This is a genomic window from Nonomuraea sp. NPDC049378 (assembly GCF_055586745.1).
On sequence record NZ_JBVJHP010000030.1, the window covers coordinates 1 to 25,304 of the forward strand.

The 25,304-nt window shown below is 70.1% G+C and carries 22 protein-coding genes, 1 pseudogene and 1 riboswitch; of the genes and pseudogenes, 13 read left to right on the forward strand and 10 right to left on the reverse strand.

The features are described from left to right. The first annotated feature begins 311 nt into the window (after positions 1–311). A complete protein-coding gene (locus tag ACZ6SA_RS43210; RefSeq protein WP_465834907.1) occupies positions 312–2,402 on the forward strand; it encodes a S9 family peptidase in 2,091 nt (696 codons plus the stop codon). After that, complete coding sequence (mgrA, locus tag ACZ6SA_RS43215; protein WP_347650230.1) at positions 2,399–3,400, forward strand: L-glyceraldehyde 3-phosphate reductase; 1,002 nt, start codon at positions 2,399–2,401, stop codon at positions 3,398–3,400. The genes ACZ6SA_RS43210 and mgrA overlap by 4 nt, the downstream gene beginning before the upstream one ends. On the opposite strand, the gene ACZ6SA_RS43220 is transcribed toward mgrA, so the two are convergent. Next, positions 3,369–5,801 carry a lysylphosphatidylglycerol synthase transmembrane domain-containing protein gene (locus tag ACZ6SA_RS43220; protein ID WP_347650229.1) on the reverse strand — a complete coding sequence of 811 codons (2,433 nt, stop codon included), beginning with the start codon at positions 5,799–5,801 and terminating at the stop codon, positions 3,369–3,371. The two genes, mgrA and ACZ6SA_RS43220, sit on opposite strands and share 32 nt — an antisense overlap. A gap of 149 nt (positions 5,802–5,950) precedes the next feature. On the opposite strand from ACZ6SA_RS43220, the gene ACZ6SA_RS43225 reads away from it, so the two are divergent. Continuing rightward, a complete protein-coding gene (locus ACZ6SA_RS43225; RefSeq protein WP_347650228.1) occupies positions 5,951–7,957 on the forward strand; it encodes a molybdopterin-containing oxidoreductase family protein in 2,007 nt (668 codons plus the stop codon). Here the strand turns inward: ACZ6SA_RS43225 and ACZ6SA_RS43230 are convergent. Together ACZ6SA_RS43230 and ACZ6SA_RS43235 are read right to left on the reverse strand one after the other, a co-directional pair. After that, positions 7,944–8,414: a GNAT family N-acetyltransferase gene (locus ACZ6SA_RS43230; protein ID WP_465835007.1), complete on the reverse strand. Its 471-nt coding sequence runs from the start codon at positions 8,412–8,414 to the stop codon at positions 7,944–7,946. The genes ACZ6SA_RS43225 and ACZ6SA_RS43230 overlap by 14 nt on opposite strands. Before the next feature lie 42 nt (positions 8,415–8,456). Continuing rightward, positions 8,457–8,867 (reverse strand): annotated as a pseudogene (locus tag ACZ6SA_RS43235) (GNAT family N-acetyltransferase); the annotation flags it as partial. Between the two features lie 76 nt (positions 8,868–8,943). Between ACZ6SA_RS43235 and ACZ6SA_RS43240 the strand changes: the two are divergent. After that, on the forward strand, positions 8,944–9,393 hold the full coding sequence (locus ACZ6SA_RS43240; RefSeq protein WP_347650227.1) for a hypothetical protein: 450 nt from the start codon (positions 8,944–8,946) through the stop codon (positions 9,391–9,393). Between the two features lie 7 nt (positions 9,394–9,400). On the opposite strand, the gene ACZ6SA_RS43245 is transcribed toward ACZ6SA_RS43240, so the two are convergent. The 3 genes from ACZ6SA_RS43245 to ACZ6SA_RS43255 form a co-directional block, all read right to left on the reverse strand. Next, a complete protein-coding gene (locus tag ACZ6SA_RS43245; protein WP_465834910.1) occupies positions 9,401–9,784 on the reverse strand; it encodes a VOC family protein in 384 nt (127 codons plus the stop codon). A gap of 31 nt (positions 9,785–9,815) precedes the next feature. Beyond that, positions 9,816–10,130 carry a DMT family transporter gene (locus ACZ6SA_RS43250; RefSeq protein WP_347650225.1) on the reverse strand — a complete coding sequence of 105 codons (315 nt, stop codon included), beginning with the start codon at positions 10,128–10,130 and terminating at the stop codon, positions 9,816–9,818. Between the two features lie 32 nt (positions 10,131–10,162). Further along, positions 10,163–10,221, reverse strand: a riboswitch (guanidine-III (ykkC-III) riboswitch). 25 nt (positions 10,222–10,246) lie between these two features. Further along, positions 10,247–11,068: a class I SAM-dependent methyltransferase gene (locus tag ACZ6SA_RS43255; protein WP_465834912.1), complete on the reverse strand. Its 822-nt coding sequence runs from the start codon at positions 11,066–11,068 to the stop codon at positions 10,247–10,249. Between the two features lie 101 nt (positions 11,069–11,169). Between ACZ6SA_RS43255 and ACZ6SA_RS43260 the strand changes: the two genes are divergently transcribed. The 3 genes from ACZ6SA_RS43260 (at position 11,170) to ACZ6SA_RS43270 (ending at position 14,309) form a co-directional block, all read left to right on the forward strand. Further along, positions 11,170–12,975, forward strand: coding sequence for an acyl-CoA dehydrogenase (locus tag ACZ6SA_RS43260; RefSeq protein ID WP_347650223.1), 1,806 nt, complete (start codon positions 11,170–11,172; stop codon positions 12,973–12,975). A gap of 99 nt (positions 12,976–13,074) precedes the next feature. Further along, positions 13,075–14,013 (forward strand): MBL fold metallo-hydrolase, encoded by a 939-nt coding sequence (locus tag ACZ6SA_RS43265; RefSeq protein WP_465834915.1) that lies wholly within the window; start codon positions 13,075–13,077, stop codon positions 14,011–14,013. A 71-nt stretch (positions 14,014–14,084) separates the two neighbouring features. Continuing rightward, positions 14,085–14,309: a hypothetical protein gene (locus ACZ6SA_RS43270; RefSeq protein ID WP_132508392.1), complete on the forward strand. Its 225-nt coding sequence runs from the start codon at positions 14,085–14,087 to the stop codon at positions 14,307–14,309. On the opposite strand, the gene ACZ6SA_RS43275 is transcribed toward ACZ6SA_RS43270, so the two are convergent. The 4 genes from ACZ6SA_RS43275 to pdhA form a co-directional block, all read right to left on the reverse strand. Beyond that, positions 14,306–14,599 (reverse strand): Dabb family protein, encoded by a 294-nt coding sequence (locus ACZ6SA_RS43275; RefSeq protein WP_347650221.1) that lies wholly within the window; start codon positions 14,597–14,599, stop codon positions 14,306–14,308. The genes ACZ6SA_RS43270 and ACZ6SA_RS43275 overlap by 4 nt on opposite strands. A 112-nt stretch (positions 14,600–14,711) precedes the next feature. After that, positions 14,712–16,103: a dihydrolipoamide acetyltransferase family protein gene (locus ACZ6SA_RS43280; protein WP_465834918.1), complete on the reverse strand. Its 1,392-nt coding sequence runs from the start codon at positions 16,101–16,103 to the stop codon at positions 14,712–14,714. Between the two features lie 11 nt (positions 16,104–16,114). Beyond that, on the reverse strand, positions 16,115–17,095 hold the full coding sequence (locus ACZ6SA_RS43285; protein WP_347650219.1) for an alpha-ketoacid dehydrogenase subunit beta: 981 nt from the start codon (positions 17,093–17,095) through the stop codon (positions 16,115–16,117). Beyond that, on the reverse strand, positions 17,092–18,183 hold the full coding sequence (gene pdhA, locus ACZ6SA_RS43290; RefSeq protein WP_465834920.1) for a pyruvate dehydrogenase (acetyl-transferring) E1 component subunit alpha: 1,092 nt from the start codon (positions 18,181–18,183) through the stop codon (positions 17,092–17,094). The genes ACZ6SA_RS43285 and pdhA overlap by 4 nt, the downstream gene beginning before the upstream one ends. 293 nt (positions 18,184–18,476) lie before the next feature. On the opposite strand from pdhA, the gene purS reads away from it, so the two are divergent. The 6 genes from purS (at position 18,477) to ACZ6SA_RS43320 (ending at position 25,282) form a co-directional block, all read left to right on the forward strand. After that, positions 18,477–18,722, forward strand: coding sequence for a phosphoribosylformylglycinamidine synthase subunit PurS (purS, locus tag ACZ6SA_RS43295; RefSeq protein ID WP_347650217.1), 246 nt, complete (start codon positions 18,477–18,479; stop codon positions 18,720–18,722). 221 nt (positions 18,723–18,943) lie between these two features. Next, entirely contained in the window at positions 18,944–19,330 is a 387-nt protein-coding gene (locus ACZ6SA_RS43300; RefSeq protein ID WP_347650233.1) for an ATP-binding protein, read from the forward strand. 140 nt (positions 19,331–19,470) lie between these two features. Further along, positions 19,471–20,154 (forward strand): phosphoribosylformylglycinamidine synthase subunit PurQ, encoded by a 684-nt coding sequence (gene purQ / locus ACZ6SA_RS43305; RefSeq protein WP_443156164.1) that lies wholly within the window; start codon positions 19,471–19,473, stop codon positions 20,152–20,154. 55 nt (positions 20,155–20,209) lie between these two features. Then, the gene (gene purL / locus ACZ6SA_RS43310; RefSeq protein WP_465834923.1) at positions 20,210–22,465 is read left to right on the forward strand and encodes a phosphoribosylformylglycinamidine synthase subunit PurL; all 2,256 of its coding nucleotides are present in this window, start codon (positions 20,210–20,212) and stop codon (positions 22,463–22,465) included. 96 nt (positions 22,466–22,561) lie between these two features. Next, a complete protein-coding gene (locus tag ACZ6SA_RS43315) occupies positions 22,562–24,586 on the forward strand; it encodes an adenylate/guanylate cyclase domain-containing protein (protein WP_465834925.1) in 2,025 nt (674 codons plus the stop codon). A gap of 33 nt (positions 24,587–24,619) precedes the next feature. Beyond that, positions 24,620–25,282, forward strand: a complete 663-nt coding sequence (locus tag ACZ6SA_RS43320) for a Crp/Fnr family transcriptional regulator (RefSeq protein ID WP_465834927.1) — start codon at positions 24,620–24,622, stop codon at positions 25,280–25,282. The last annotated feature ends 22 nt before the right edge of the window (positions 25,283–25,304 follow it).

Sequence of the window (25,304 nt, forward strand, 5' to 3'; positions counted from 1 at the left end):
CAGCCGTTCAAGTCCCTGTCAAATTGACCGGACCTGCACAACCTGCGGGAATTAAGCGCCGCCCCCTTTCGGAGACAACCCCTCTAACTTACCAGGTCGTAGGCGGTTCGGCGAACCGGTCTCCCGACCCAGCAGTCACAGGGGATTGCCGCCGGCCCACGACACAACACGCCAATATCACCGGAGTGAGAGGAGGAGGTTGTGCCGCACCGCGTCGGCTTCTCAAGATTAGCAGCGCTCCGGACCGCTCGGGACTCGTTCGCCGCGCTCTACGGCCACAGATCGATCACGACCGAACATAGACTCCCCACGTGAGCAGCAACACGCCACCAGTGGCGAAGAAGGTCCGGACCGAGCGCATCCATCATGGCGACACCGTCATCGACGAGTACGCCTGGCTGAGCAACAAGGAAGATCCCGATACCACCGTCTATCTGGAGGCGGAGAACGACTTTCTCAAGAAGGAGACCGCTCACCTCTCCGAACTCCAGGAGCAGGTGTTCCAGGAGATCAAGGCCCGCACCCAGGAAACCGACCTGTCGGTGCCGAGCCGCAAGGGCGCCTGGTGGTATTACACGCGCACCGAGGAGGGCAAGCAGTACGCCGTCTCCTGCCGCGTCCCCGCCGACAGTGACGCGCCTCCTGTGATCACGCCGGGCGAGCGGCTCGACCGCGAGCAGGTGATCATGGACGGCAACGAGCTGGCCGGCGACAGCCCGTTCTTCTCCGTCGGCGCCAGCTCCGTCACCCCTGACGGCTCGATGCTGGCCTACTCGACCGACTACAAGGGCGACGAGCGCTTCACGCTGAGGTTCAAGAACCTCGAGACCGGCGAGGTGCTCCCCGACGAGATCACGGACATCTTCTACGGAGGGGCCTGGTCGGCGGACGGCTCCGCGTTCTTCTACACTCGCGTCGACGACGCCTGGCGCCCCTTCCAGGTCTACCGGCACACCCTGGGAACGCAGGAGGACGTGCTGGTCTACGAGGAGAGCGACGAGCGTTACTGGGTGGGCATCGGGCTGACCAGGAGCGAGCGCTACCTGGTGCTCAGCGCGGGCAGCAAGATCACCAGTGAGGTGCGCGTCCTCGACGCCATGGATCCGTCGGGCGAGTTCAAGGTCGTCCGCCCCAGGAAGACCGGCGTCGAATACGGCGTCGAGCACGCCGGCGACTTCTTCTACGTGCTCCACAACGAGAACGCCGAGAACTTCGAGCTGGCCACCGCCCCGCTCGACGACCCCGGTTCCTGGACGCCGCTGACCGCGCACAGGGACGACACGAGGCTCCTGGAGATCGACGCGTTCTCCGACCACGCCGTGGTGCACTTCCGGCGCGAAGGGCTGACCGGCCTGCGGGTGCTGCCCTACGGCTCCGCCGGCGGCACCTGGCGGGAGCGGGTCGAGGCCTCCGAGCGGAACGCGTACGAGATCGACTTCCCCGAGCCGCTGTACGACGTCGGACCGGCGGGCAACCCCGAGTTCACGACCACGCGGCTCCGGCTGGCGTACACGAGCATGGTCACCCCGCCCAGCGTGTACGACTACGAGCTCCACTCGCACGAGCTGATCCTGCTCAAGCAGCGCCCGGTGCTGGGCGGCTACGACCCGGCCGACTACGAGCAGTTCCGCGACTGGGCCACGGCCGAGGACGGCACGAAGATCCCCGTGTCCATCGTGAAGCGGAAGGACACCGCCAGACCGGCTCCCACCGTGCTGTACGGGTACGGCAGCTACGAGACCTCCATCGACCCCGGCTTCTCGATCCCGAGGTTGTCACTGCTCGACCGCGGCTTCATCTTCGCCGTCGCGCACGTCAGGGGCGGCGGCGAGCTGGGCCGCCGCTGGTACGAAGAGGGCAAGCTGACCAGGAAGCGCAACACGTTCACCGACTTCGTGGCGGCGGCCGGGCACATGAAGGAGAGCGGCTGGAGCGAGCGGGTCATCGCGAGGGGCGGCTCGGCCGGCGGGCTGCTCATGGGCGCGGCCACGAACCTGGCGCCCGAGCTGTTCGCGGGCGTGGTGGCCGAGGTGCCGTTCGTCGACGCCCTGAACACCATCCTCGATCCGTCGCTGCCGCTGACCGTGATCGAGTGGGACGAGTGGGGCGACCCGCTGCACGATCCCCAGGTCTACGCCTACATGAAGAGCTATTCGCCGTACGAGAACGTGGACGGCAGGGCGTACCCGCCGATTCTGGCGATCACGAGCCTGAACGACACGCGCGTCCTCTACCACGAGCCGGCGAAGTGGATCGCGCGGTTGCGGGCGACGGCGGGCGGCGGGCCGTTCCTGCTCAAGACCGAGATGGGCGCGGGGCACGGCGGCCGCAGCGGACGTTACGACGCCTGGCGTGAAGAGGCGTTCGCGCTGGCCTGGATCATCGAGAGGGGCGCGTCATGACGTATCAGGCCGACGACCGGCGTTACGAGCGTCAGCCGTACAACCGCAGCGGCCGCAGCGGGGTGAAGCTGCCGGCGGTGTCGCTGGGCCTGTGGCACAACTTCGGCGACAACCGGCCGATCGACAACGCGCGGGCGATCCTGCGGCGGGCGTTCGACCTCGGGGTGACGCACTTCGATCTGGCCAACAACTACGGTGTCCCGTACGGGTCGGCGGAGCGGAACTTCGGCCGGATCCTGGGCGAGGACTTCGCGCGCCACCGCGACGAGCTGATCATCTCCACCAAGGCCGGCTTCGACATGTGGCCCGGCCCGTACGGCGAGTGGGGTTCGCGCAAATATCTGCTGGCCAGCCTCGACCAGTCGCTGGAGCGCATGGGCCTCGACTACGTCGACATCTTCTACAGCCACCGTCCCGATCCGGACACGCCGCTGGAGGAGACCATGGGGGCGCTCGACCGGGCCGTGCGCTCGGGCAAGGCGCTTTATGCGGGCATCTCCAACTACTCGGCCGAGCAGACCACCCAGGCGGCGCGGATCATGCGCGAGCTGGGCACGCCGCTGCTCATCCACCAGCCGTCCTACTCGATGATCAACCGGTGGATCGAGGACGGGCGGCTGCTCGACGTGCTGGAGGAGGCGGGGATGGGCTGCATCGTGTTCTCGCCGCTGGCGCAGGGCGTGCTGACCGACCGCTACCTCGACGGGGTGCCGGCCGACTCGCGCGCGGCCACCAGCCGTTTCCTGCCGCAGGAACGGATCGACCGCGAGCTGGCGCGCGACCTGAACGAGATCGCGAGGGGTCGCGGGCAGACGCTGGCTCAGATGGCGTTGTCGTGGGCGCTCAGGGATCCGCGGGTGACGAGCGTGCTGATCGGCGCGAGCAGCGTGCGGCAGCTCGAGGACAACGTGGCCTGCGTGGACGGCCCCGCCTTCACCGAGGACGAGCTCGCGGCCATCGACAAGATCACAGGGCCTCGTGCCGCTGGAGGTAGGTGAAGGAGGCCCAGCCGGGCAGCACCGGCAGCCAGAACGTGAGCAGCCGGTGCAGCAGCACGGCCGACGTGGCCAGCTCGGCGGGCAGCCCCGCCACGGTGAGGCCGAGCGCGAGCGCGCCCTCGACCGCGCCCAGCCCGCCGGGTGTGGGTGCGGCCGAGCCGATCGCGTTGGCCGTGAGGTAGACGACGGCGACGGCGGTGAAGCTGAGCTCTCCGCCGAACGCCGCCACGCACGCGTCCAGGCAGACGATGAACGCGATGGTGATCATGAGCGTGCCCAGGCCCGCCTCGATCATCTTGCGCGGCGACTGCAGCACGTCGAGCAGCCGCGGCAGGACGTTGGAGAAGAGCCTGCTCATCCGCGCGGTGACCATCCGGCGCAGCGGCGGCACGCCGAGCACCACCACGACCAGCAGCGCCACCGCGAGCAGCACCACGACCAGCCCGCGCGACGGCGTGAACGCGGTGTTGGTGGTGGAGCCGGTGATGTAGGCGAACAGCAGGAGCAGCGCGATGTGGAAGATCATCATGATGAGCTGGGAGGCGCCCACGCTGGCCACCGCGCTGGCCGGGGAGATGCCGCGCTTCTGCAGGTAGCGGGTGTTGATCGCGACGCCGCCCACGGCCGCGGGCGCGACGAGCTTGACGAACGAGGCCGCGAACTGCACGAGCACCGTACGCCAGAGAGGAAGGTTCTCGGGCACGAACCCGCGCAGCATGCACGCGGCGGCCACGAAGCTCACGAACGAGGCGACCAGCGCCAGCCCCGACCAGGCCCAGTTGGCCGTGGTCACCACCTGGTAGACGTTGACCTGGCTGAGCTGGGACAGCAGGAAGTACGCGGCCAGCGTGCTGGCGATGATGGTGATCAGGGTGCGCGGCCTGAACCGCTCCAGCCGCACCTCTTCGACCTTGCCCTGCGGCTTGAGGGCCACGATGTGCTCGCGGATGCCGGGCAGGACCTGTTTGGCCTTGGCCAGGGCCGCGCGGGTCTCCCTGGTCAGGGCGATGCGCTGGAGCAGCGGCAGGGCGGCGGCCAGCGTGTCGGCCCCCATGACGGCCGCCGCGGCCCTGACCGAGCGCTCGGGGCCGACGCGCAGCGCCAGGTAGGTGAGGAGCTGGGCGACGTCGAGCCTGAGCAGCAGGTCTCCGGCGGCGATCTCGCCGCTGCGCGCGTCGGTGAGCACGACCCGGCCGGCGCCGTCGAGGTGGATGCTGTCGCCGGTGAGCCTGCGGTGCGCCAGGCGCTGGATCTGCAGCAGCCCGACCTGCTCCCAGATCTGGGCGAGCAGGTCGTCGTCGATCTCTTCGTCCGGCACCTCGTCGAGCGGGCGTGTCTCGATGTGCTCGTAGGCGAGCAGCGCGGCCTCGGTGCCGATCTCGCTGGTGCCGAGCAGCCGGGGCGTGCTGGCGCCGGCCGCCTGCGCCGCGTACGCCATGAGCGCCTCGCGTTCGAGCTCGGCGCGCAGCGACCTGATGGCTCTGCGCCTGGTCTCGGAGTGGAGCCTGATGCGCCGCCACAGGCGGTAGGGAAGCCCCGCCACCTGCCGGTCGCGGTCGAGCACGGTGACGTCGAGGCTGCTGCCGTCCTGCAGGCCGATGGCGTAGCGGCGGCTGCCCTGGTGGTCGTCCTCGATGCGGCGGGCCGAGATCGGCGTGAACGACAGCTTGCGCAGCGCGGCCACCACGGCGCTGCCCGGCGGCCTGGTGTTGGGGCTGCCGACGCCGTAGAGGGTGGCGTAGCCGATGGCCATGCCGACCAGCACGGTCACGATGGCGCTCGGCAGCGTGATCTGCCTGCCGGAGAAGAAGGCCAGGATGTAGAGGGCGATCGTGGTCCACATCAGCATCCGCCACGTGGGGCGGCGCGAGATGCGCACGGCGGTGGCGTACGCGATCACCGAGGTGAGCAGCGTGTTGAGCGGCTCGATCTTCCTGTCGCCGGTGAGCAGCACGCGCAGGTCGTCGACGTTGCCCGCGACGAGCCACTGCCCCAGCAGGAACGATCCGGCGATGCCGATGATCGCGGCGATCAGACCTTCGGCGACGCGCAGCCCGTCGCGGTGGAAGACCCGCTCGACGGCGAAGGCCGTGGGCACGATGAGCACGGCCGCGCCGCCCAGGAACGCGGCGATCCTGCTGAGCAGGGGGACGAGTTCGGCGCCCTCCTTGACGTCGGCCTCGAGGCCGATGAGCGTCTGCTTGGCCACCAGGGCGAGCAGGATCACCGCGCCGAGCACCGCGAGCGTGGCGAAGAACCGCAGCAGGTCGGACGGGCGACGAAGGCGCTGCGGCAGGAGCGGCTCTACGACGTAGACGTCGGTGTCCGCGCGCGACTCGGCCACGGCTGGATCCCCCTCCGCGAGGTCCTCCGTGTCATCTCGTTCCCTGATTTCGGCCACCGACAGTGATTCTGCACCTTCCCGGCTGGACCGTGAGATCTTTAGGTGTTCAGTGTCCTCAAATCAGCCCCCTAGTCCTCGCACCGGGCAGGCTACACGCTGGAGATCCCACCGTTCACCTCCGATTTCCGCGACGTAGGCTGTGTGCCATGCCGGGTGATTTGAGAGTTCTGGGGGCGTGTCCGCTGGACTGCCCGGATACCTGTTCCTGGGTGGTCACGGTGAAAGACGGCCGGGCCGCCAGCCTCCGCGGCAACCCCGACCAGCCCTACACCCGGGGCGCGCTCTGCGTGAAGGTCAACCGCTACCTGGAACACACCCGGGCGGACGACCGCATCCTCCACCCGCTGCGCCGCACCGGGCCCAAGGGCTCCGGCCAGTTCGAGCGCATCACCTGGGACGAGGCCCTCGACGAGATCTCCGTGCGGCTGCGCGGCATCGTCGAGGAGCACGGCGGCGAGGCCATCTGGCCCTATCTGGGCACCGGCTCGCTCGGCTACCTCCAGGGCTGCGAGGGTGTGGCGGGGCGGCGGTTCTGGAACATGCTGGGCGCCTCCAAGCACTATCTCAACATCTGCTCGGGCGCCGGCAACAGCGGCCTGCGGCGGACGACGGGCACCGCGGCCGGGATGGACCCGGAGAACTTCGCGCTGGCCAAGCTGGTCGTCTTGTGGGGCACGAACACGCTGACCAGCGGGCACCACCTGTGGAAGTTCGTGCAGGACGCGCGGGCGAACGGCGCGTACGTCGTCGCCGTCGACCCCATCCGCACCAGAACCGCCGACCAGGCCGACGAGCACCTGGCGATCAGGCCGGGCACGGACGCCGCGCTGGCGCTCGGGCTGCTCAACGTGGTGCTGGCGGAGAACGCGCAGGACGATGCGTTCCTCTCCGCGCACACCGAGGGCTGGGACGACTTCCGCGAGGAGATCCTGCGCCACCCGGTCGAGCGGGTGGCCGAGATCACCGGCATCCCCGCCGAGTCCGTCCGCGCGCTGGGGACGCGGCTCGCGCACACCCGGCCGACCGCGCTGCGGGCCACGCACGGCCTGCAGCGGCACGCCGGCGGCGGCACCGCGCTGCGCACGATCGCCGCGATCCCCGGCGTCACCGGCGACTGGCGCCATCCGGGCGGCGGCGTCGCCTTCTCCACCAGCGACCACGTCCACCTCGCCATCGACCGGCGCGACGACCTGCTGGCCCGGCCGGTGCGCACGCTGGTCATGACGAAGCTCGCCTCGCAGCTCCACGACGTGAAATGCCTGTGGGTGTACGCGGCCAACCCGGCGGGCTCCTCCCCCGACGCGAACACCATCAGACGGCAGCTCGCCCGCGAGGACCTGTTCACGGTGGTCATGGAGCAGTTCCCCACCGACACCGTCGACTACGCCGACATCGTGCTGCCCGCGACCATGCAGACCGAGCACATGGACCTGCACGCCGGCTACGGGCACCTCTACCTGCTGTGGAACGAGCCCGCCGTGCCACCGCCCGGCGAATGCCTGTCCACGACGGAGACGTTCAGGCGGCTGGCCAGGCACATGGGAATGACCGAGCCGTCGTTGTACGACTCGGACCTGGAGCTGGCCGAGCAGTTGTTGTCGAGCGGGCATCCCTCCCTTGAGGGCATCACCCTGGACCGGATCCGCAAGGAGGGCTGGGTGCGGATGAACTACCCCAAGCCCTTCGCGCCGTTCGCCGACGGCTTCCCGACGCCCTCCGGCCGGCTGCGCTTCCCGCCCGCCGGGGAGGCGTACGTGCCGCCCCACACGGTGCGCGCGGCGGGATCGTCGCCGTACCCGCTGACGCTGATCACGCCGGCGTCGCACCTGTTCCTCAACACGACGTTCGGCAACAACCCGGAGCTGCGGCGGCGGGCCAAGGACCCGGTGGTGCTGGTCAACCCGGCCGACGCGGCGGCGCGCGGGCTGGCCGGCGGTCAGCGGGTGCGGGTGCACAACGAGGGCGGCGAGTTCCTGGCCGACGTGGAGATCAGCGACCGGGTGGCGGCCGGGGTGGTGGCCTCGCCGAAGGGGCGCTGGCCGAAGCTCACCCCCGGCGGCGCCAACCCGAACGCGGTCGTGGCGGAGCGGGACGGCGACATGGGCCGGGGTCCCGCCTTCCACGACAACCTGGTCGAGGTCACTCCAGTTTGAGCTTGTAGCCGACGTGGGAGGCCGTGAAGCCGAGGGAGTCGTAGAAGCGGTGCGCGTCCGTACGTGACTTGTCGGAGGTGAGCTGCACCATGGCGCAGCCGCGCGCCCGCGCACGGTCGACGGCCCACTCGATCATCTTGCGGCCGAGCCCTCTGCCCCGCTCGGAGGCGGCGACCCTGACGGCCTCGATCTGGCACCGCTCCGCGCCCAGCCGCGACAGCCCGGCCAGGTAGGTCAGCTGCATGGTGCCCACCACCTTGCCGTCGCGCTCGGCCACGATCAGCTCGTCGTACGGGTCGGCGTCGATCCGCTCGAACGCCGCCAGGTAGCGCTCGTCGCCCGGGTCTCCCTCGCGCTGGGCCCCGAGCGGGTCGTCGGCCAGCATGGCGACGATCGCGGACACGTCGCCCCCGCGGGCCTGCCGGAAGAGCAGCGACAGCACGTAGTGGGACTCCATGAGGTCGGGGTTGGACGGCAGCGCCATGACCCTGCCGCTCGGGGCGAAGCCCTTGCGGGCGTAGAGGGCGCGGGCGGTGTGGTTCTGGTCGACCGCCCAGAGGCCGATCTCCTCCGCGCCGGCGCTCCTGGCCCACTCCACGGCCGTGTCGACCAGCCGGGAGCCCACGCCCTCGCCTCTGGCCTCGGGTGCGACCCACATGGACAGCAGGTGCGCCCCGCCGTCCTCCAGCAGCACGCACACCAGGCCCACGTCGGCGCCGCCGCTCTCGGCCACCCACCACCGCGAACCTGACTCGCTCAGGCGTTCGTCCCATTTCCCTGGTGGAAAGGCGACCTCGCGCCCGTACGACGACCCGAAAGCGTCCGGGGTGTCCTGGAGGGCGCGCAACCGGACCGACCGCAGCCGATCCGCTTCGCCGGGGCCAAGATGCGTTATCACGACTTTCTGCATGTCCGCATGATGTCAGGGACAGGTCAGGGTCCGCCCCCGATGCCCCCAGGGTGACCGGAAAGGCAGCATGGGGGGCATGAACGAAATCAGTCGACGCGACGAGGTATCGCTGTCCGGCGCCGCGCTGCGTGGCGCTCCTTGGAAGGCCGCCGCCATCAGCGGTGGCGTCGTCTCGGCGACCAGCTACGGGTTCGGCCTGCTCACGGGCGGCGGCGACCTGGTGTGGGCGCTGGGCCTGGGCATCAGCCTGTTCGCGCTGGTCGCCGCGATCGGCGCGGTGTCGAAGCCGGACGACGGCGACCGGGTGACCCGGCAGGCTCGCGTGTGGTCGCTGCGCCACCCGTGGAAGTTCGCGCTGGTGCCCGCCGGCATCACGGCCGTGCTGGACTATCCCGTGCAGCTCGTGCTCGACGGAGAGGGCGTGTTCGGCTCGGCCGTCGACGCCCTGTGGCACGGCGCGCTGGTCTATCTGATCACCGCCATCGTGACGCTCACCCTGCAGGGCAGGGCCCGCTCGGCCCGGTGACCCCGGCTCAGCCCTGGGCCTCGCGCTCCTCCTGGCTGCGGCAGACACAGAACTCGTTGCCCTCGGGGTCGAGCATCATCACCCAGCCGGTGCCGTCAGGGCGGCGCAGGTCGTCGGCGATGGTCGCGCCCATGCCGACCAGCCGCTCGACCTCCTCGTTACGGGTCCTGCCATCCATGCCGTTGACGTCGAGGTGCACGCGGTTCTTGACGGTCTTGCTTTCCGGAACCTTCTGGAAGAGCACGAACGGGTCCTGCTTGGTGCGGAGCATGACCTCGTCGTCACCGGGCTGGTCGCCCTCGCCCAGCGGCAGCCCGGTGGCCCTGCTCCACCAGCTGGCGATCTCGTACGGGTTGTGGCTGTCGATGGTGACAGCGTGGATTTCGATCACCAGGCCACCCAACCCGGCACCACCGAAGACGTCAAGCCAGTGTTCGCAACCCGATGACGCCCGCCAGGATCAGCGCGATGCACGCGATGCGGGGCAGCGACACCTCATCCCCCATGGCGATCATGCCGAGGATCGCGGTGCCGGCCGCGCCGACCCCGGTCCAGACGGCGTACGCGGTGCCGACCTCCAGGGACTTGAGCGCGTACGAGAGCAGGCCGAAGCTCAGCACGGCCGTGCCCAGGAACGACAGGGTCCACCACAGATGGGTGAACCCGTTGCTGAGTTTGAGCGAGAGGGCCATGGCGATCTCGAAGAGGCCGGCCAGCACGAGAAGGATCCACGCCATGATCACGAACTCCTTGTGAACGAGACTGTGCGGATGCGTCGTCTTGTCGTGCCGGGTACGGCGCGTCTCGTCCGGGAGCCGTCAGCTCGCCATGGACAACGTGCGGCCTGTGCCTCTCATTCCCACCAGACCGTGGTCCACCGGTCTCTGGGCATCGGCCACATGCCGAGCTCCAGCACCGTCGCCGCCACCTCGTCCGCCATGGACGGGTCGAGGCAGATCCGGCGGCAGGCGCTGGCGGCCAGCTCGTCCAGCGACGTGAAACGTTCCAGGGGCGCCTCACGCTCCTCCACCCTGACGGGGTAGCCGAGCGCCGCGGCCAGCGCCACGCAGTCTTCCGCGACGGGGCGCACCGGCCGGTCGACCCCGTGGAAGTGTTGCCACAGCGGCGTCAGCCAGCTCATGGGGTGGCGGTGCGGGAGCTCCAGCACCACCCGCCCCTGCGTGCGGCGGTCGAGTGCCCGCAGGAAACCGGCCAGGTCGGGAACGTTGTAGACGACGTGCGCGGCGATGGCCACGTCGGCCACGGGCACGTCGTCGGCCACGTCGGGCCAGCGGCCCGCGACCGTGGTGACCGGCACCCCGAGCTTGTCGGCCCGGGCCGCCAGTTCCTCCAGCATGGGCGCCGAGGTGTCGACCGCGTAGAGATGGCCGATGTGCTCGCGCAGCGGCAGGGACGCGGCGCCGGAGCCGGCGCCCACGTCGAGCAGCGTGCCCTTGCCTGACCCCGTGCCTGAACCCCTCCCTGACAGTGCCTCGGCGAGCCGGGTCACGGTCGGCCCGTCGTCGGGCTCGGCCAGCGCCCGGTCGGTGCGGGTGGCGAACCGTTCGGGCGAGTGGCCCCATGGATCAACGGGAGCCTTGGCCATGATCGCTTCGGGGATGGCCCAGGATTCCAGTCGCTCTCGCCATCGGGCGGCGAGTCTTTCGGCGTCCATGGAGAGAGCATGCCATGCATGACAGGGGTTACCCGTGGGTAGCATTTCAGAGTAAGGTTACTGGCCAGTACACCAAACTCGGTTCAAGGAGAGCGACACCCATGGGCCACTACAAGAGCAACGTGCGCGACCTGGAGTTCAACCTTTTCGAGGTGCTCGGCAGGCGCGAGATCCTCGGCACGGGGCCCTTTGCGGAAGTGGACGAGGAGGTCGCCCGCAGCATTCTCGACGAGGTCGGCAGGCTGGCCACCGGCGTCCTGGCCGACTCCTTCGAGGAGGGCGACAGGCACCCGCCCGTGTTCGACGCGGCCACCGGCTCCGTACGCGTCCCCGACGGCTTCAAGAAGTCGTACAAGGCGCTGGTCGACGGTGGGTGGACACACCTCGACCTGCCCACCGAGCTGGGCGGCCCCGGCATCCCCCGGAGCCTCGCCTGGGCCACGGCCGAGATGGTGCTCGGCGCCAACCCGGCCCTCTACATGTACGCGGCCGGCCCCAACTTCGCCTACACCCTGTGGAAGGTGGGCAACGAGCAGCAGAAGCGCTTCGCCGAGCTGGCCATCGAGCGCAACTGGGGCGCCACCATGGTGCTCACCGAGCCCGACGCCGGCTCCGACGTGGGCGCCGGGCGGGCGAAGGCGATCGAGCAGCCCGACGGCACCTGGCACATCGAGGGTGTCAAGCGCTTCATCACCAGCGCCGAGCACGACATGACCGAGAACATCTTCCACCTCGTGCTGGCCCGCCCCGAGGGCCACGGCCCCGGCACCAAGGGACTGTCGATGTTCCTGGTGCCGAAGTTCCACGTCGACCTCGGGACCGGCGAGGTCGGCGAGCGCAACGGCGTCTACGTCACCAACGTCGAGAAGAAGATGGGCCTGAAGGTCTCCACGACCTGCGAGCTGACCTTCGGCGACAAGCACCCGGCGGTCGGCTGGCTGGTGGGCGACGTGCACGAGGGCATCAAGCAGATGTTCATGGTGATCGAGCACGCCCGCATGATGGTCGGCACCAAGGCCATCGCCACGCTGTCCACCGGCTACCTGAACGCCCTGGAGTACGCCAGGGCCAGGATCCAGGGCGCGGACATGACGAAGATGTCCGACAAGACCGCTCCACGGGTGACCATCACCCACCACCCCGACGTCCGCCGCGAGCTCATGCTGCAGAAGGCGTACGCGGAGGGCATGCGCGCCCTGGTGCTCTACACCGCCACCTTCCAGGACGCCCTCCTCATCGACCCCGAGGACCGGCACGCCCAGGCCATGAACGACCTGCTGCTGCCCATCGTCAAGGGGGTCGGCTCCGAGCGGTCGTACGAGCTGCTCTCCCGCTCGCTGCAGACCCTGGGCGGCTCCGGCTACCTGCAGGACTACCCGATCGAGCAGTACATCCGCGACGCCAAGATCGACTCCCTGTACGAGGGCACGACCGCGATCCAGGGTCTCGACCTGTTCTTCAGGAAGATCCTGCGCAACCAGGGCACCGCGATCGGCGCGCTGCTCGACGAGATCAACGCGTTCGCCGGCTCCGAGGCGGGCAACGGCCGGCTCAAGGAGGAGCGCAAGCTGCTGGCCGAGGCCGCCGCCGAGGTCAAGGCCATGGGCGACACCATGGCCGGCTGGGCGCTGTCCTCGATGGAGTCGCCGCAGGAGGTGTACAAGGTCGGGCTCAACACCACCAGGCTGCTGCTCGCGCTGGGCGACCTGGTGATCGGCTGGCTGCTGCTGCGGCAGGCCGAGGTGGCCCTGGCCAAGCTGGCCGACGGCGACGACCCGTTCTACCTCGGCAAGGTCGGCGCCGCCTCCTTCTTCGCCACGACCGTGCTGCCGCGCCTGGCCGCCGAGCGGCGCGTGCTCGCCGCGACCGGCCAGGAACTCATGGAGCTGCCGGAAGAGGCCTTCTAGGCCGGGGGACTCCAGGTCGGGGACGCCCGCTCGCGCGCCGGGCGGGTGTCCTGCCGCCCAAGCCGCCCGGCGGCCACGGCGGCGGGTACCTTCGCGAGCATGAGTTCCGCTTCCCACGATCATCCCCTGCCGCCCGCCCGCGTCGAAGAGGTGTCGGACGGCGTCTACGCCTACGTGCAGCCCGACGGAAGCTGGTGGATCAACAACACCGGTTTCCTGGCCGGGCGGCGCGGCGTCATCTGCGTCGACGCCTGCTCGACCGAGCGCCGGACGCGGGCGTTCAAGGAGGCCATCGGCCGCGTAAGCGACCGGCCGATCACCACTTTGATCAACACCCACCACCACGGCGACCACACGTTCGGCAACTGGTTGTTCCCCGAGGCGACGATCGTCGCCCACGAGGGCGTGCGCGAACAGATCATCGCCGACGGGGTCCCCGCCTACCGCTCCGCCTGGTCGCCGACGGTGGAGTGGGGCGCGATGGAGGTGACGCCGCCGTTCCTCACCTTCACCGACCGCGTCACCGTGCACTCCGACGACCTGAGGTGCGAGGTCAGGCACGTCGGGCACGCGGCCCACACGACCAACGACTCGTACGTGTGGATCCCCGAGCGGCGGCTGCTGTTCTCCGGCGACCTCGTCTTCAACGGCGGCACGCCGTTCGTGCTGATGGGCTCGGTCGCCGGGGCGCTGGAGGCTCTCACCCAGCTCAGGCAGCTCGGCGCGGCGACCATCGTGCCTGGCCACGGGGAGATCTGCGGGCCCGAGGCCTACGACCAGGCCGAGGGCTATCTGCGGTTCGTGCAGGAGACCGCCAGACGGGGCAGGGACGCCGGGCTGTCGCCGCTCGACGCGGCCAGGGAGACCGATCTGGGCGAGTGGGCCGGGCTGCTCGACGCCGAGCGCATCGTGGGCAACCTGCACCGCGCCTACGCCGAGCTCGACGGGCAGCCGCCCGGCGCCCCGATCGACCTGGCCGCCGCCGTACTCGACATGATCACCTACAACGGCGGCCGGCCGCTGTCGTGCCTGGCCTGAGAAGTCGCGGGTGTGATCGCGTTTACTCGGGTATGACCGGTGCTGTACACGCTCTTTTCCTGGAGGTCGTCATGGGTGTCGGGGTCAGCATCTTCTTCCTCACGCTCGGCGCCATCCTGAAGTTCGCCATCGAGCCCGATGTGTTCGGACAGAGCGTCCACATGGACATCATCGGCATCATCTTCATGATCGTCGGCGGAGTGGGGGTGGTCCTGAGCATCGTGCTGGCCCCTCGGCGGGGCCAGACGTCCGACCACCGGCTGATGCACCGGGAGAACAACCCTCCCGAGATCTAGAGCTTCAGCTGCACGGCGGCGCGGCTCGCGAGGATCGGCCTGATGCGCTCGGCGACCACCGCCTGGTGCTGGGGATGGTCGCGATAGACCAGGTAGTCGTCGACGCTGTCGAAGTCGGCCACCACCGCATAGTCGTGGTTGCCCTGGTTGATGCCGGCGTCGCCGCCGACGCTGAAGGACCGCAGCTGCGGGATGACGCCGGGCAGTTTGCCCAGCTCGGCCGTCACGGCGGCGCGCTGATCGTCGGTGGCGTCGTCTTTCCAGGTGAACAACACGATGTGGCGAATCATGGGGCCAATGTATTTCATCGGGACGCCGGCGCCTCTGAGGTGATCGGGTGCGGGCGTCCCCGCCACGGCGATCGCCGGGAGAGGGGTCCTCCCGGCGGTCGCCGTACCCGGGTCAGCTCCAGGCGAGCATGCGGAGCGGGTCCTCCAGCATGGCTCCCACGTCGCGCAGGAACAGCGAGCCCAGCTCGCCGTCCACGATCCGGTGGTCGAACGAGAGTGCCAGCGTCGTCACCTTGCGCACCGCCAGCTCGCCGTCGACCACCCACGGCATGTCCCTGACCTGGCCGAAGGCGAGGATGGCGGCCTCGCCGGGGTTCAGGATCGGGGTGCCGGCGTCGACGCCGAACACGCCGACGTTCGTGATCGTGATGGTGCCGCCCGCCATCTCGGCCGGTTGCGTGCGGCCCGCTCTGGCCGTCTCCGTGAGCCCGCCCAGTTGCGCGGCGAGCTCGGGCAGGGAAAGCGCGTCGGCGCCCTTGACGTTGGGCACCACCAGGCCGCGCGGGGTCGCGGCGGCTATGCCCAGGTTCACGTAGTGCTTGACCACGATCTCCTGCGCCGCCTCGTCCCAGGACGAGTTGATCAGCGGGTGCCGTCCGGCCGCCGTGATCACGGCCTTGGCCACCAGGAGGAGCGGGGAGACCTTGACCTGCGCGAACTCGGGGAGGTCACGCAGGCGCCGGACGGCCTCCATCGTCCGCGTCACGTCCACCTGGAGGAACTCGGTGACGTGCGGCGCGGTGAAGGCGCTGGCGACCATCGCCTGGGCGGTCATCCTGCGCACGCCCTTGATCGGGACGCGCTCCTCGCGCTCGCGTCGCGGCCGGGGCGCCGCCGCCACGGGTGCCGCCTGAGCGGCCGCGCGCACGTCTTCCCGGGTGATCGAGGCCTGCGGGCCCGTGCCGGTGACGCTCGCCAGGTTCACGCCCAGGTCCTTGGCGAGCTTGCGTACGGGCGGCTTGGCCAGGGCCCGCGGCCCCGCGGGCGCCTGTGCGGCGGGCGCGGGCGCGGCGGCGACCGGTGGGGGCGGTCCGTCCACCCCCACGCGGTCCGGGTTGGCGACCGGAGCGGCCGCGCTCGGTGGTTGCTTGCGCGGGCGGCGTTTGGTGGCGCCCGTCTTGACGCCGTAGCCCACCAGGACCGCCTGGCGTTCCTCCTTGGGCGCCGGGCTGCCGTGCGCCCCGGGCTCGACGGCGCCCTCGGCCGGCGGCTTCGGGACCATGTCGTCGGCCAGCGCCCTGGCCTGGCCGCCGTCGTCGCCGTCTCCTCCGGTGTCCACGGCGATGATGGGGAGGCCCACCTCGACCGTCGTGCCCTCGTCGGCCATCAGGGCGGCCACCACGCCGTCCCACGGGATCGGCAGCTCGACGATCGACTTCGCCGTCTCGATCTCGACGACGATCTGGTTGACCTTGACGTCGTCGCCCGCCTTGACGTGCCAGCGGACGATCTCCGCCTCCGTCAGACCCTCTCCGACGTCAGGGAGCTTGAACTCGCGTCGCATGGACAACCCCCTCAGTACCCGAAGGTCCGGTCGACGGCGTCGAGCACCCGGTCCAGATCGGGCAGGTAGTGCTCCTCCAGCTTCGACGGCGGGTAGGGGGTGGAGAAGCCGCCGGCCCGCAACACGGGCGACTCCAGGTGGTAGAAGCACTGTTCGGTGATCCTGGCGGCGAGCTCGGCGCCGAACCCGTTGTTGACGGGGGCCTCGTGCACGACCACGACGCGCCCCGTCCTGCGGGCGGACTCCAGGACCAGCGGCTCGTCCAGCGGGTTGAGCGAGCGCAGGTCGATCACCTCCAGCGAGCGCCCGTCGTCCTCGGCCGCCGTGGCGGCCTCCAGGCACGTCTTGACCATGGGCCCGTAGGCCAGCAGCGTGGCGTCGGTGCCCGGCCGCACCACCTTGGCCGCGTGCAGCGGCGGCCACCATTCGGCGGAGTCGGTGTCGATGTCGGCCTTCTCCCAGTAGCGGCGCTTGGGCTCGAAGAAGATCACCGGATCGTCACTGCGGATGGCCTGCTGGATCATGGTGTACGCGTCGGCCGGGTTGGAGCAGGCCACGACCCGCAGGCCGGCCGTGTGGGTGAAGTACGCCTCCGGCGACTCGCTGTGGTGCTCGACCGCCCCGATGCCGCCGCCGCAGGGGATGCGTACGACGACCGGCAGCTTGATCGCGCCCAGCGAGCGCATCGGCATCTTGGCGAGCTGCGTGATGATCTGGTCGGCCGCGGGGAAGACGAACCCGTCGAACTGGATCTCGCACACCGGCCGGTAGCCGCGCAGCGCCAGCCCGATCGCGGTGCCGATGATGCCCGACTCGGCCAGCGGCGTGTCGATGACGCGGTCCTCGCCGAAGTCCTTCTGCAGGCCGTCGGTGACGCGGAAGACGCCGCCCAGCTTGCCGACGTCCTCGCCCATGATGAGGACCTTGGGGTCGTCCTCCATGGCCTTGCGCATGCCTTCGTTGAGCGCCTTGGACAGGCTCATGATCGTCATTTGGCGAACCCCTCCAGGTACGCGGCGAACTGGGCGCGCTCCTGGTCCATCAGGGCGTGGGACTCGCTGTAGACGTGGTCGAAGATGGCGAGCGGTTCGGGATCGGGCATGGCCAGGCAGCGCCTGCGCAGATCGGCGCCGAGCTGGGCGGCCTCCCCGTCGACGGCGTCGAAGAACGCCTGGTCGGCGTGCTCGTTCTTGAAGAGGTAGGCCTTGACCCGCTCGATCGGGTCCTTGAGCTTCCACGCCTCCAGCTCGCTGGCCACGCGGTAGCGCGTGGGGTCGTCGGTGGTGGTGTGGGCGCCCATGCGGTACGTGAAGGCCTCGATGAGCGTCGGGCCCTGCCCCGTACGGGCGGCTTCGAGGGCCTTCCTGGTCACCGCGAGGCAGGCGAACACGTCGTTGCCGTCGACCCTGATGCCGGGGAAGCCGAAGCCCGAGGCGCGGCGGTAGAGGGGGATGCGGCTCTGCTTCTCCAGCGGCTCGGAGATCGCCCACTGGTTGTTCTGGCAGAAGAACACGATCGGCGCGTTGAACACGCTGGCCCAGATGAACGACTCGTTCACGTCGCCCTGGGAGGTGGCGCCGTCGCCGAAGTAGGCGATGGTGGCCGCGTTGGCGTCGTCGCGCTGGATGCCCATGGCGTAGCCGACGGCGTGCAGCGTCTGGCTGCCGATCACGATCGTGTACAGGTGGAAGTTGTGCTCCTTGGGGTCCCACCCGCCGTGGTTGACGCCTCTGAACAGGCCGAGCAGCTTCACCGGGTCGACGTCGCGGCACCACGCCACACCGTGCTCCCGGTAGGTGGGGAACGCCATGTCCACGTCGGTCAGCGCGCGGCCCGACCCGATCTGGGCCGCCTCCTGGCCCAGCAGCGAGGCCCAGATGCCGAGCTCGCCCTGGCGTTGCAGCGCCACGGCCTCCAGGTCGATGCGGCGGACGAGCACCAGGTCGCGGTAGAGCGACCGGGTCTCCTCGGGGGTCAGGTCGATGTCGTAGTCGGGGTGCTCGACCCGCTCCCCTTCGGGGGTGAGCAACTGGACGAGCTCCGGCGGCGCCTCAGCACCACGTGAGGCTTCGGTTGTCACGAGACCTCCTTCGCCGGTGACGCGGCACATGTGCTGTGCTCACTGACGACCTCGACAAGCTCGGTCATGGCCACTCCTGTGCGTCAGGGCCGGGTGTCGATGGGGTTGCCACCTCAGGCCGGCCTCCTTGGCGAAGAACCATATGGTGATGGTTCGTACGCTTTGGGGCCATGGTGGCAGACGTCACAGCCCTGCGCGCAAGCCCCATGTCCTCCCCGTTCCCGTTGTGTCGGCGGCCACACGCGCCGGTAGGCTGTGCTTCCCATCCACCCACCGCTCCCAGGAGGAACGCAGTGGCCCGCGTCATCGTGGACGTCATGTTGAAGCCCGAGATCCTCGATCCGCAGGGCCAGGCGATCGCCAGGGCGCTGCCCAGGCTCGGCTTCTCCGGCGTCGGGGCCGTGCGCCAGGGCAAGCGTTTCGAACTGGAGCTCGAGGGCCCGGCAGACGATGCGGCGCTGGCCGAGGTGCGCAAGATGGCCGAGACCCTTCTGGCCAACACGGTGATCGAGGACTACACCGTCCGGGTTGAGGAGTAGAACGCACATTTGATCCCCCGATTTACCCCTGGTCGGTTAAAGCGGGGTTCTGACGTGCCACAATGCCACGCGCAAGCCAACAGTAAATAACAACAACGTGATTTTGCGGTTAGCCCCGATTTCACAGGGAAACCTACTCCAGGTGACATTCTGGCGCCCGGAGGAGTCCGGTGGATATTGAGTTCTCGTTGGCGCTGCCTCGGGATGCGATCGGCATACCGATGGTCAGGCGAGTGCTAGGCGATGCCCTGCGCTCACTCAACGTGAGTGAGACCTGCATCGCCGACATGTTGCTCGCCGTCTCCGAGGCGTGCTCCAACGCGGTGCGGCACGGAGGACCCGCCAACCGCTACGAAGTGACGGCGTCGATCGGCTCCGGCCACTGCGACGTACGCGTCGCCGACAGCGGCGCGGGCGTGCCGTCGATGCCCGCGCACTTCCCCCCTCCCGACACCGAGAACGGCCGGGGTCTGCTGATCATGCGCTCCGTCGTCGACGAGATCTCCTTCGGCACCGAGCCCGGCCGGGGCACCACGGTCCACCTGCGCAAGACGCTCGCTTGGGACGACGGCGCGCAGGCCCGTCCCCGCGCGCTCGCAGCCGTCTGACCTGCGCCCCCGCATCGCGCACGAGCCGATGCGGACCATGCTCGAGCACCCGATAACCTGGGTTACACCGCCGCAGACCGCCGTCCGCCCCGAAGAGACGGTGGCGCGTGCGCGCGCATTCCTCGGAGGGGACGACTGTCATGAGCGCTGCCCGTGTGGGCGTAGTCACGTTTCCAGGAACTCTCGACGACCAGGACGCCGCCAGAGCCGTGCACCTCGTGGGCGCGCAGGCGGTTCCGCTGTGGCACGCCGACCACGACCTGAAGGGGGTCGACGCCGTGTTCCTGCCCGGCGGCTTCTCCTACGGCGACTACCTGCGCTGCGGCGCCATCTCGCGGTTCGCGCCGATCATGGACGAGCTCGTCCCGGCCGCGGGGGCGGGCCTGCCGGTGATCGGCACGTGCAACGGGTTCCAGATCCTGTGCGAGGCGCACCTGCTGCCCGGCGCGCTGACCCGCAACGCGTCGCTCCACTACGTCTGCCGTGACCAGCGGGTCCGCATCGAGCAGACCGCGACCGCCTGGACCAACGCCTTCGACCAGGGCCAGGAGATCGTGCTGCCGGTCAAGCACGGCGAGGGCCGCTACGTCGCCTCCGCCGAGACGCTGGCCGCGCTCGAGGCGGGCGGCCACGTGGTCGTGCGCTACGCCGGCGGCAACCCCAACGGCTCGCTCAACGACATCGCGGGCATCCGCAACGAGGCGGGCAACGTGGTCGGGCTCATGCCGCACCCCGAGCACGCGGTCGAGGACCTGGTCGGCGCGCCGGGCACCGACGGCCTCGGCTTCTTCACCTCCATCCTCAAGAACCTGGTGGACGCATGAGCGAGTGGAACGAGCGGCTCTTGAACACGGTCCTTCGACCGGCGCAGGAGGGCGAATGATCGACAGTGTGCGGCGGGCCGCCAAGACCCCCGACGAGCCGATGCCCTTCGCCGAGCTGGGGATGAAGCCCGACGAGTACGCCCGGGTCAAGGACATCCTCGGCCGCCGTCCCACCGGCTCCGAGCTGGCCATCTACAGCGTCATGTGGTCGGAACACTGCTCCTACAAGTCGTCCAAGGTGCATCTCAAGCAGTTCGCCACCAAGGCGCCCAAGTCCGAGGCGCTGCTCGTGGGCATGGGCGAGAACGCCGGCGTGGTCGACATCGGCGACGGCTGGGCGGCCACGTTCAAGATCGAGTCGCACAACCACCCGTCCTACGTCGAGCCGCACCAGGGCGCGGCCACCGGCGTCGGCGGCATCGTGCGCGACATCATGTCGATGGGCGCGCGGCCGATCGCCGTCATGGACGCGCTGCGCTTCGGCGGCGCCGACGCCGTCGACACGCGCCGGGTGCTGCCCGGCGTGGTCGAGGGCATCAGCCACTACGGCAACTGCCTGGGCCTGCCCAACATCGGCGGCGAGGTCGTCTTCGACCCCTGCTACATCGGCAACCCGCTGGTCAACGCCCTGTGCGTGGGCCTGCTGCGCAAGGACCAGATCAAGCTGGCCACCGCGCCGGGCCCCGGCAACAAGGTCGTGCTGTTCGGCGCGTCCACGGGCCCCGACGGCATCGGCGGCGCCTCCGTGCTGGCCTCGGCGACCTTCGAGGACGAGTCGCACGCCAAGCGTCCCGCCGTCCAGGTCGGCGACCCGTTCATGGAGAAGCTGCTCATCGAGTGCTGCCTGGAGCTCTACGCCGCCGACGTGGTCGTCGGCATCCAGGACCTCGGCGCGGCCGGCGTCTCGTGCGCCACGACCGAGCTGGCCGCCAAGGGCACCGGCGGCATGCACGTCGACCTCACCCGCGTCCCGCTCCGCGACCCCTCGCTCAGGCCCGAGGAGATCCTCATGAGCGAGTCGCAGGAGCGCATGATGGCCGTGGTCGAGCCGCGCGACATCCCGGCGTTCATGGCGATCTGCGAGAAGTGGGACGTCCCCGCCACCGTCATCGGCGAGGTCACCGACACCGGCCGCCTGGTCATGACGTGGGAGGACGAGATCATCGTCGACATCCCGCCGGGCACGGCCGCCGACGAGGGTCCCGTCTACGAACGCCCCTACCACGAGCCGGCCGGCCAGGCCGCGCTCAACGCCGACACCCCCGACCGGCTGGAGCGGCCCACCGACCTGCGCGAGACGCTGCTCAAGCTGCTCGGCTCGCCCAACCTGGCCTCCAAGGAGTGGGTGACCTCCCAGTACGACCGCTACGTCCGCTCCAACACCGTGCTGGCCCAGCCGGCCGACGCGGGCATGTTGCGGATCTCGGAGACCATGGCCGGCGTCGAGCACGAGCCGACCACCCGCGGCATCGCGCTGGCCACCGACGGCAACGGGCGTTACGCCAAGCTCGACCCCTACGCGGGGGCGCAGCTCGCGCTCGCGGAGGCCTACAGGAACGTCGCCGTGACCGGCGCCCGGCCGCTGGCCGTCACCAACTGCCTCAACTTCGGCTCCCCCGAGGACCCCGAGGTCATGTGGCAGTTCGCCGAGGCCACGCGCGGACTGGCCGACGCGTGCCGGGCGCTCGGCGTGCCGGTGACCGGCGGCAACGTCTCCTTCTACAACCAGACGGGCTCGACGGCCATCCACCCCACGCCGGTCGTGGGCGTGCTCGGCGTCATCGACGACGTCGCCAGGCGGGTGCCGACCGGATTCACCGCTGAAGGGCTGCGGGTCGTCCTGCTCGGCGACACGCGCGAGGAGTTCGGCGGCTCCGAGTGGGCCCACGTCGCCCACCGCCACCTGGGCGGGCTGCCGCCGCAGGCCGTCCTGGAGGCGGAGCGGGCGCTGGCCACGGTGCTGGTCGAGAGCGCCCGCAGAGGGCTGCTGGCCGGCTCGCACGACCTGTCCGACGGCGGGCTGGCCGTGGCGCTGGCCGAGTCATGCCTGGCGCGGGGCGTCGGCGCCTCCGTGGCGCTGAGCGGCGAGCCGTTCACCGACCTGTTCAGCGAGTCGGCCTCGCGGGCGCTCGTCGCCGTGCGGCCGGAGGCCTACGACGAGTTCGCGTCGTTGTGCGGACGCCACGAGGTGCCCTGCTACGGGCTCGGCATGACCGGCGGCGACACGCTGGTCGTCGAGGGCGCGTTCGAGATCCCCGTGGCCGAGCTGCGGGAGACGCACGAGGCGGCGCTCCCCGCGCTGTTCGGCTGACGATCCGCCGGAGGGCCGGCCGGGGATTTCCGACCGGCCCTTCCAGCGCGTAAAACGACGCATTGGCGACGAGGATCTCGCGTGGATAATCGGTCTGTGCCCACCCCTGGTCCGACCTCCTACCTGCCTCCCGCGACCCAGCCCGTGCGGGGCGTGGTGTGGGGCATCCACCTCGTCCTGCCGCTGCTCGGCCTCTGGCTGTTGCTGAGCCAGCCGCACATCAACATCTCCTGGCAGCACAACGCCAGCCACTTCTGGATGATCATCCTGGTGGCCGGGGTCAATGTCGTGCTCGGCGTCATGGTCAGCGAGGCCTCACGGCGCCGCAACGACGCCCGGCTGTTCCTCGTCTCCATGGTCTTCCTGAGCAGCGCGGGCTTCTTCTTCCTGCACGGCCTGGCCACCCCGAAGATCATCCTGCCGACCGGCTCGCTGGGGTTCGACCTGGGCCAGCAGGTGGGCCTGTCGATCGCGGCGGTGTTCGCGTTCGGCTCGGCCCTGCCGCTGGGCGAGGCGGCGGCCAGGTCCGTGCTCGGCGCCCAGCACTTCATCCGCGGCGCGCTCGTCGGCATCATGGTGCTCTGGGGCGTCACGTCACTGGTCCCCGGGCTGACGCCGCTCAGCGAGCCGCCCATGGTCACGCCGATCGACTGGCTGATCTGGGCGTCCATCCCCGGCCTGCTGCTCTACGGCGCGGCGAGCGTGCTGATGTTCCGGCTGCACCGGCGGCGTCCCTCGGCGATGCTGATCAGCCTGATCACGGCGTACGCGCTGCTGGCCGAGAGCATGATCGCCGGGATGTCGCAGCTCAACTGGCATCTGTCCTGGTGGGAGTGGCACCTGCTGCTCACGTTCGCCTTCGTGTTCGTGGCCTACAGCGCCTACCTGCAGTTCCGGCGGGAGGGGTCGAGCGCCGGGCTGTTCGACTCGGTGGCGCTGTCCGCGACCGTCCGCCGCATCCAGCAGGACTACGACAAGGCGCTCGAAGAGCTGGTCGAGCACGTACGCCGCGGCGAGCCGCTGGCCGCGACCCGGCTGTCGGGCAAGTTCCGGCTCAACGAGGGCCAGGCGGCGGTGCTCGACCGGGCCGGCGAGGCGCTGGCCAACGAGCGCGCGCTGTCGGAGCGGCTGGCCGCCCTGGTGTCGGTAAGCGCCCAGACCCGGGTCGGCCTGCCCGAGCAGGAGCTGCTGGCCTCGTCGCTGGAGCGGGTGCGGCAGGCGTACGGCGACGTCAAGATCGGGCTGGTCGCCGACGGCACCACCCAGATCGGCTCGCGCGACTACCGGTTCGACGGCGACACCCCGATCCGCCGCGACCACCTGCTCGCCTTCCCCCTGACCGTCAAGGGCAGGCTCGCCGGCGTGCTGGAGGTGCCCATCGGCCGCACCAGCCAGGACGAGGCGCTGGCCGCCACGCTGGCCGGGCAGCTGTCCATCTCCCTGGAGAACGCCCGCCTCTACCAGGAACTGCACACCCTGTTCCACCAGTACATGTCGCCCGACGTGGCCCACGCCCTGCTCGCCGACCCCGGTCAGGCGGCGCTCGGCGGCGAGCTGAAGGAGCTGAGCGCGCTCTTCGCCGACCTCAAGGGCTTCACGACGTTCTCCGAGAAGGTGACGCCCGGCGAGATCGTCGAGATGCTCAACCGCTACCACACGGCGGCCGTCCCCTGCGTTCTCAACAACGGCGGCACCATCGTGCAGTTCGTCGGCGACGCGCTGCTCGCCCTGTTCAACGCGCCCGCGCTGCAGGCCGATCACGCCAGGGCCGCCTGCCGGGCCGCGCTCGACATGCAGCGCGCAGCCGCCGAGGTGGCCGAGGAGATGGCGTGGAAGCGGGTCGACGACGTCGAATGGCCGACCTTCCGCGTGGGCGTCAACACCGGCCCAGCCCTGGTCGGCAACATCGGCAGCCCCGAACTGCGCGGCTTCAACGCGATGGGCGACTGCGTGAACGTGGCCGCCAGGCTCCAGGGGGTCGCCGAGCCCGGCACGGTCGTCATCGGCGAGACGACGCTCAAGCAGCTGGGCCGCGACGCGACGGTACGGCCCCTGGGGCGGCTCAACCTCAAGGGCAAGGAGGAGCCCGTCGCGGCGTACGTTCTCACCGATCTGCCGTAGAGGGGCGGCACCCCGTACCGACATAATCGGGCCATGAAAGCAGAGCCCGGCGAGTTCCTGTCCCTGCTCACCGACGAGGAGGCGGTGGCGCTGCGCGCGGCGGGCCGGCTGCGCCGCTGGGACCGCGGCACGACCGTCATCACCGAGGGCGACACATCCGACTGGGTGCTTGTGCTGCTGGAGGGCCGGGTGAAGGTCTCCTCGCACACGAGCGGCGGCAACGAGGTGGTGCTCGCCGTACGCGGCCCCGGCGGGCTGATCGGCGAGCAGTCGGCCATCGACGGCTCGCCCCGCTCGGCCACGGTCACCACGCTGGAGCCGGTCACCGGTGTCGTCGTCCGCGACTTCGTCTCCTTCCTCGAGTCCCACGGGCGCGTCGCGGTGCTGCTCATGAAGCTCGTCAGCGAGCGCCTGCGCGACTCCGACAGGAAGCGCATCGAGTACGGCGCCTTCGACACCACGGGCAGGGTGGCGACGCGGCTGCTGGAGCTGGCCGAACGCTACGGTGAGCAGACCACCACCGGCGTACGCGTGGCGCTGCCCCTGTCGCAGGACGAGCTCGCGGGGTGGACGGGCTCCTCCCGCGAGGCGGTCAGCAAGGCGCTGCGCACGCTGCGCGACCGGGGCCTGATCGAGACGGGGCGGCGGCGCGTCGTCATCCACGACGTCGAAGGGCTGCGCCAACGCGCCCGTTGACCCCGGCTGGGAACTCTTAACG

Coding starts and splice junctions, on each gene's coding strand:
- ACZ6SA_RS43250 (WP_347650225.1), bottom strand. CDS start 10,130: ATGGCGTGGATCCTTCTCGTGCTGGCCGGCCTCTTCGAGATCGCCATG.
- ACZ6SA_RS43225 (WP_347650228.1), top strand. CDS start 5,951: ATGCCGGGTGATTTGAGAGTTCTGGGGGCGTGTCCGCTGGACTGCCCG.
- mgrA (WP_347650230.1), top strand. CDS start 2,399: ATGACGTATCAGGCCGACGACCGGCGTTACGAGCGTCAGCCGTACAAC.
- purQ (WP_443156164.1), top strand. CDS start 19,471: ATGAGCGCTGCCCGTGTGGGCGTAGTCACGTTTCCAGGAACTCTCGAC.
- ACZ6SA_RS43255 (WP_465834912.1), bottom strand. CDS start 11,068: ATGGACGCCGAAAGACTCGCCGCCCGATGGCGAGAGCGACTGGAATCC.
- ACZ6SA_RS43285 (WP_347650219.1), bottom strand. CDS start 17,095: ATGACGATCATGAGCCTGTCCAAGGCGCTCAACGAAGGCATGCGCAAG.
- ACZ6SA_RS43270 (WP_132508392.1), top strand. CDS start 14,085: ATGGGTGTCGGGGTCAGCATCTTCTTCCTCACGCTCGGCGCCATCCTG.
- ACZ6SA_RS43240 (WP_347650227.1), top strand. CDS start 8,944: ATGAACGAAATCAGTCGACGCGACGAGGTATCGCTGTCCGGCGCCGCG.
- ACZ6SA_RS43230 (WP_465835007.1), bottom strand. CDS start 8,414: ATGGAGTCCCACTACGTGCTGTCGCTGCTCTTCCGGCAGGCCCGCGGG.
- ACZ6SA_RS43265 (WP_465834915.1), top strand. CDS start 13,075: ATGAGTTCCGCTTCCCACGATCATCCCCTGCCGCCCGCCCGCGTCGAA.
- ACZ6SA_RS43260 (WP_347650223.1), top strand. CDS start 11,170: ATGGGCCACTACAAGAGCAACGTGCGCGACCTGGAGTTCAACCTTTTC.
- purL (WP_465834923.1), top strand. CDS start 20,210: ATGATCGACAGTGTGCGGCGGGCCGCCAAGACCCCCGACGAGCCGATG.
- ACZ6SA_RS43300 (WP_347650233.1), top strand. CDS start 18,944: ATGGTCAGGCGAGTGCTAGGCGATGCCCTGCGCTCACTCAACGTGAGT.
- ACZ6SA_RS43280 (WP_465834918.1), bottom strand. CDS start 16,103: ATGCGACGCGAGTTCAAGCTCCCTGACGTCGGAGAGGGTCTGACGGAG.
- ACZ6SA_RS43275 (WP_347650221.1), bottom strand. CDS start 14,599: ATGATTCGCCACATCGTGTTGTTCACCTGGAAAGACGACGCCACCGAC.
- ACZ6SA_RS43320 (WP_465834927.1), top strand. CDS start 24,620: ATGAAAGCAGAGCCCGGCGAGTTCCTGTCCCTGCTCACCGACGAGGAG.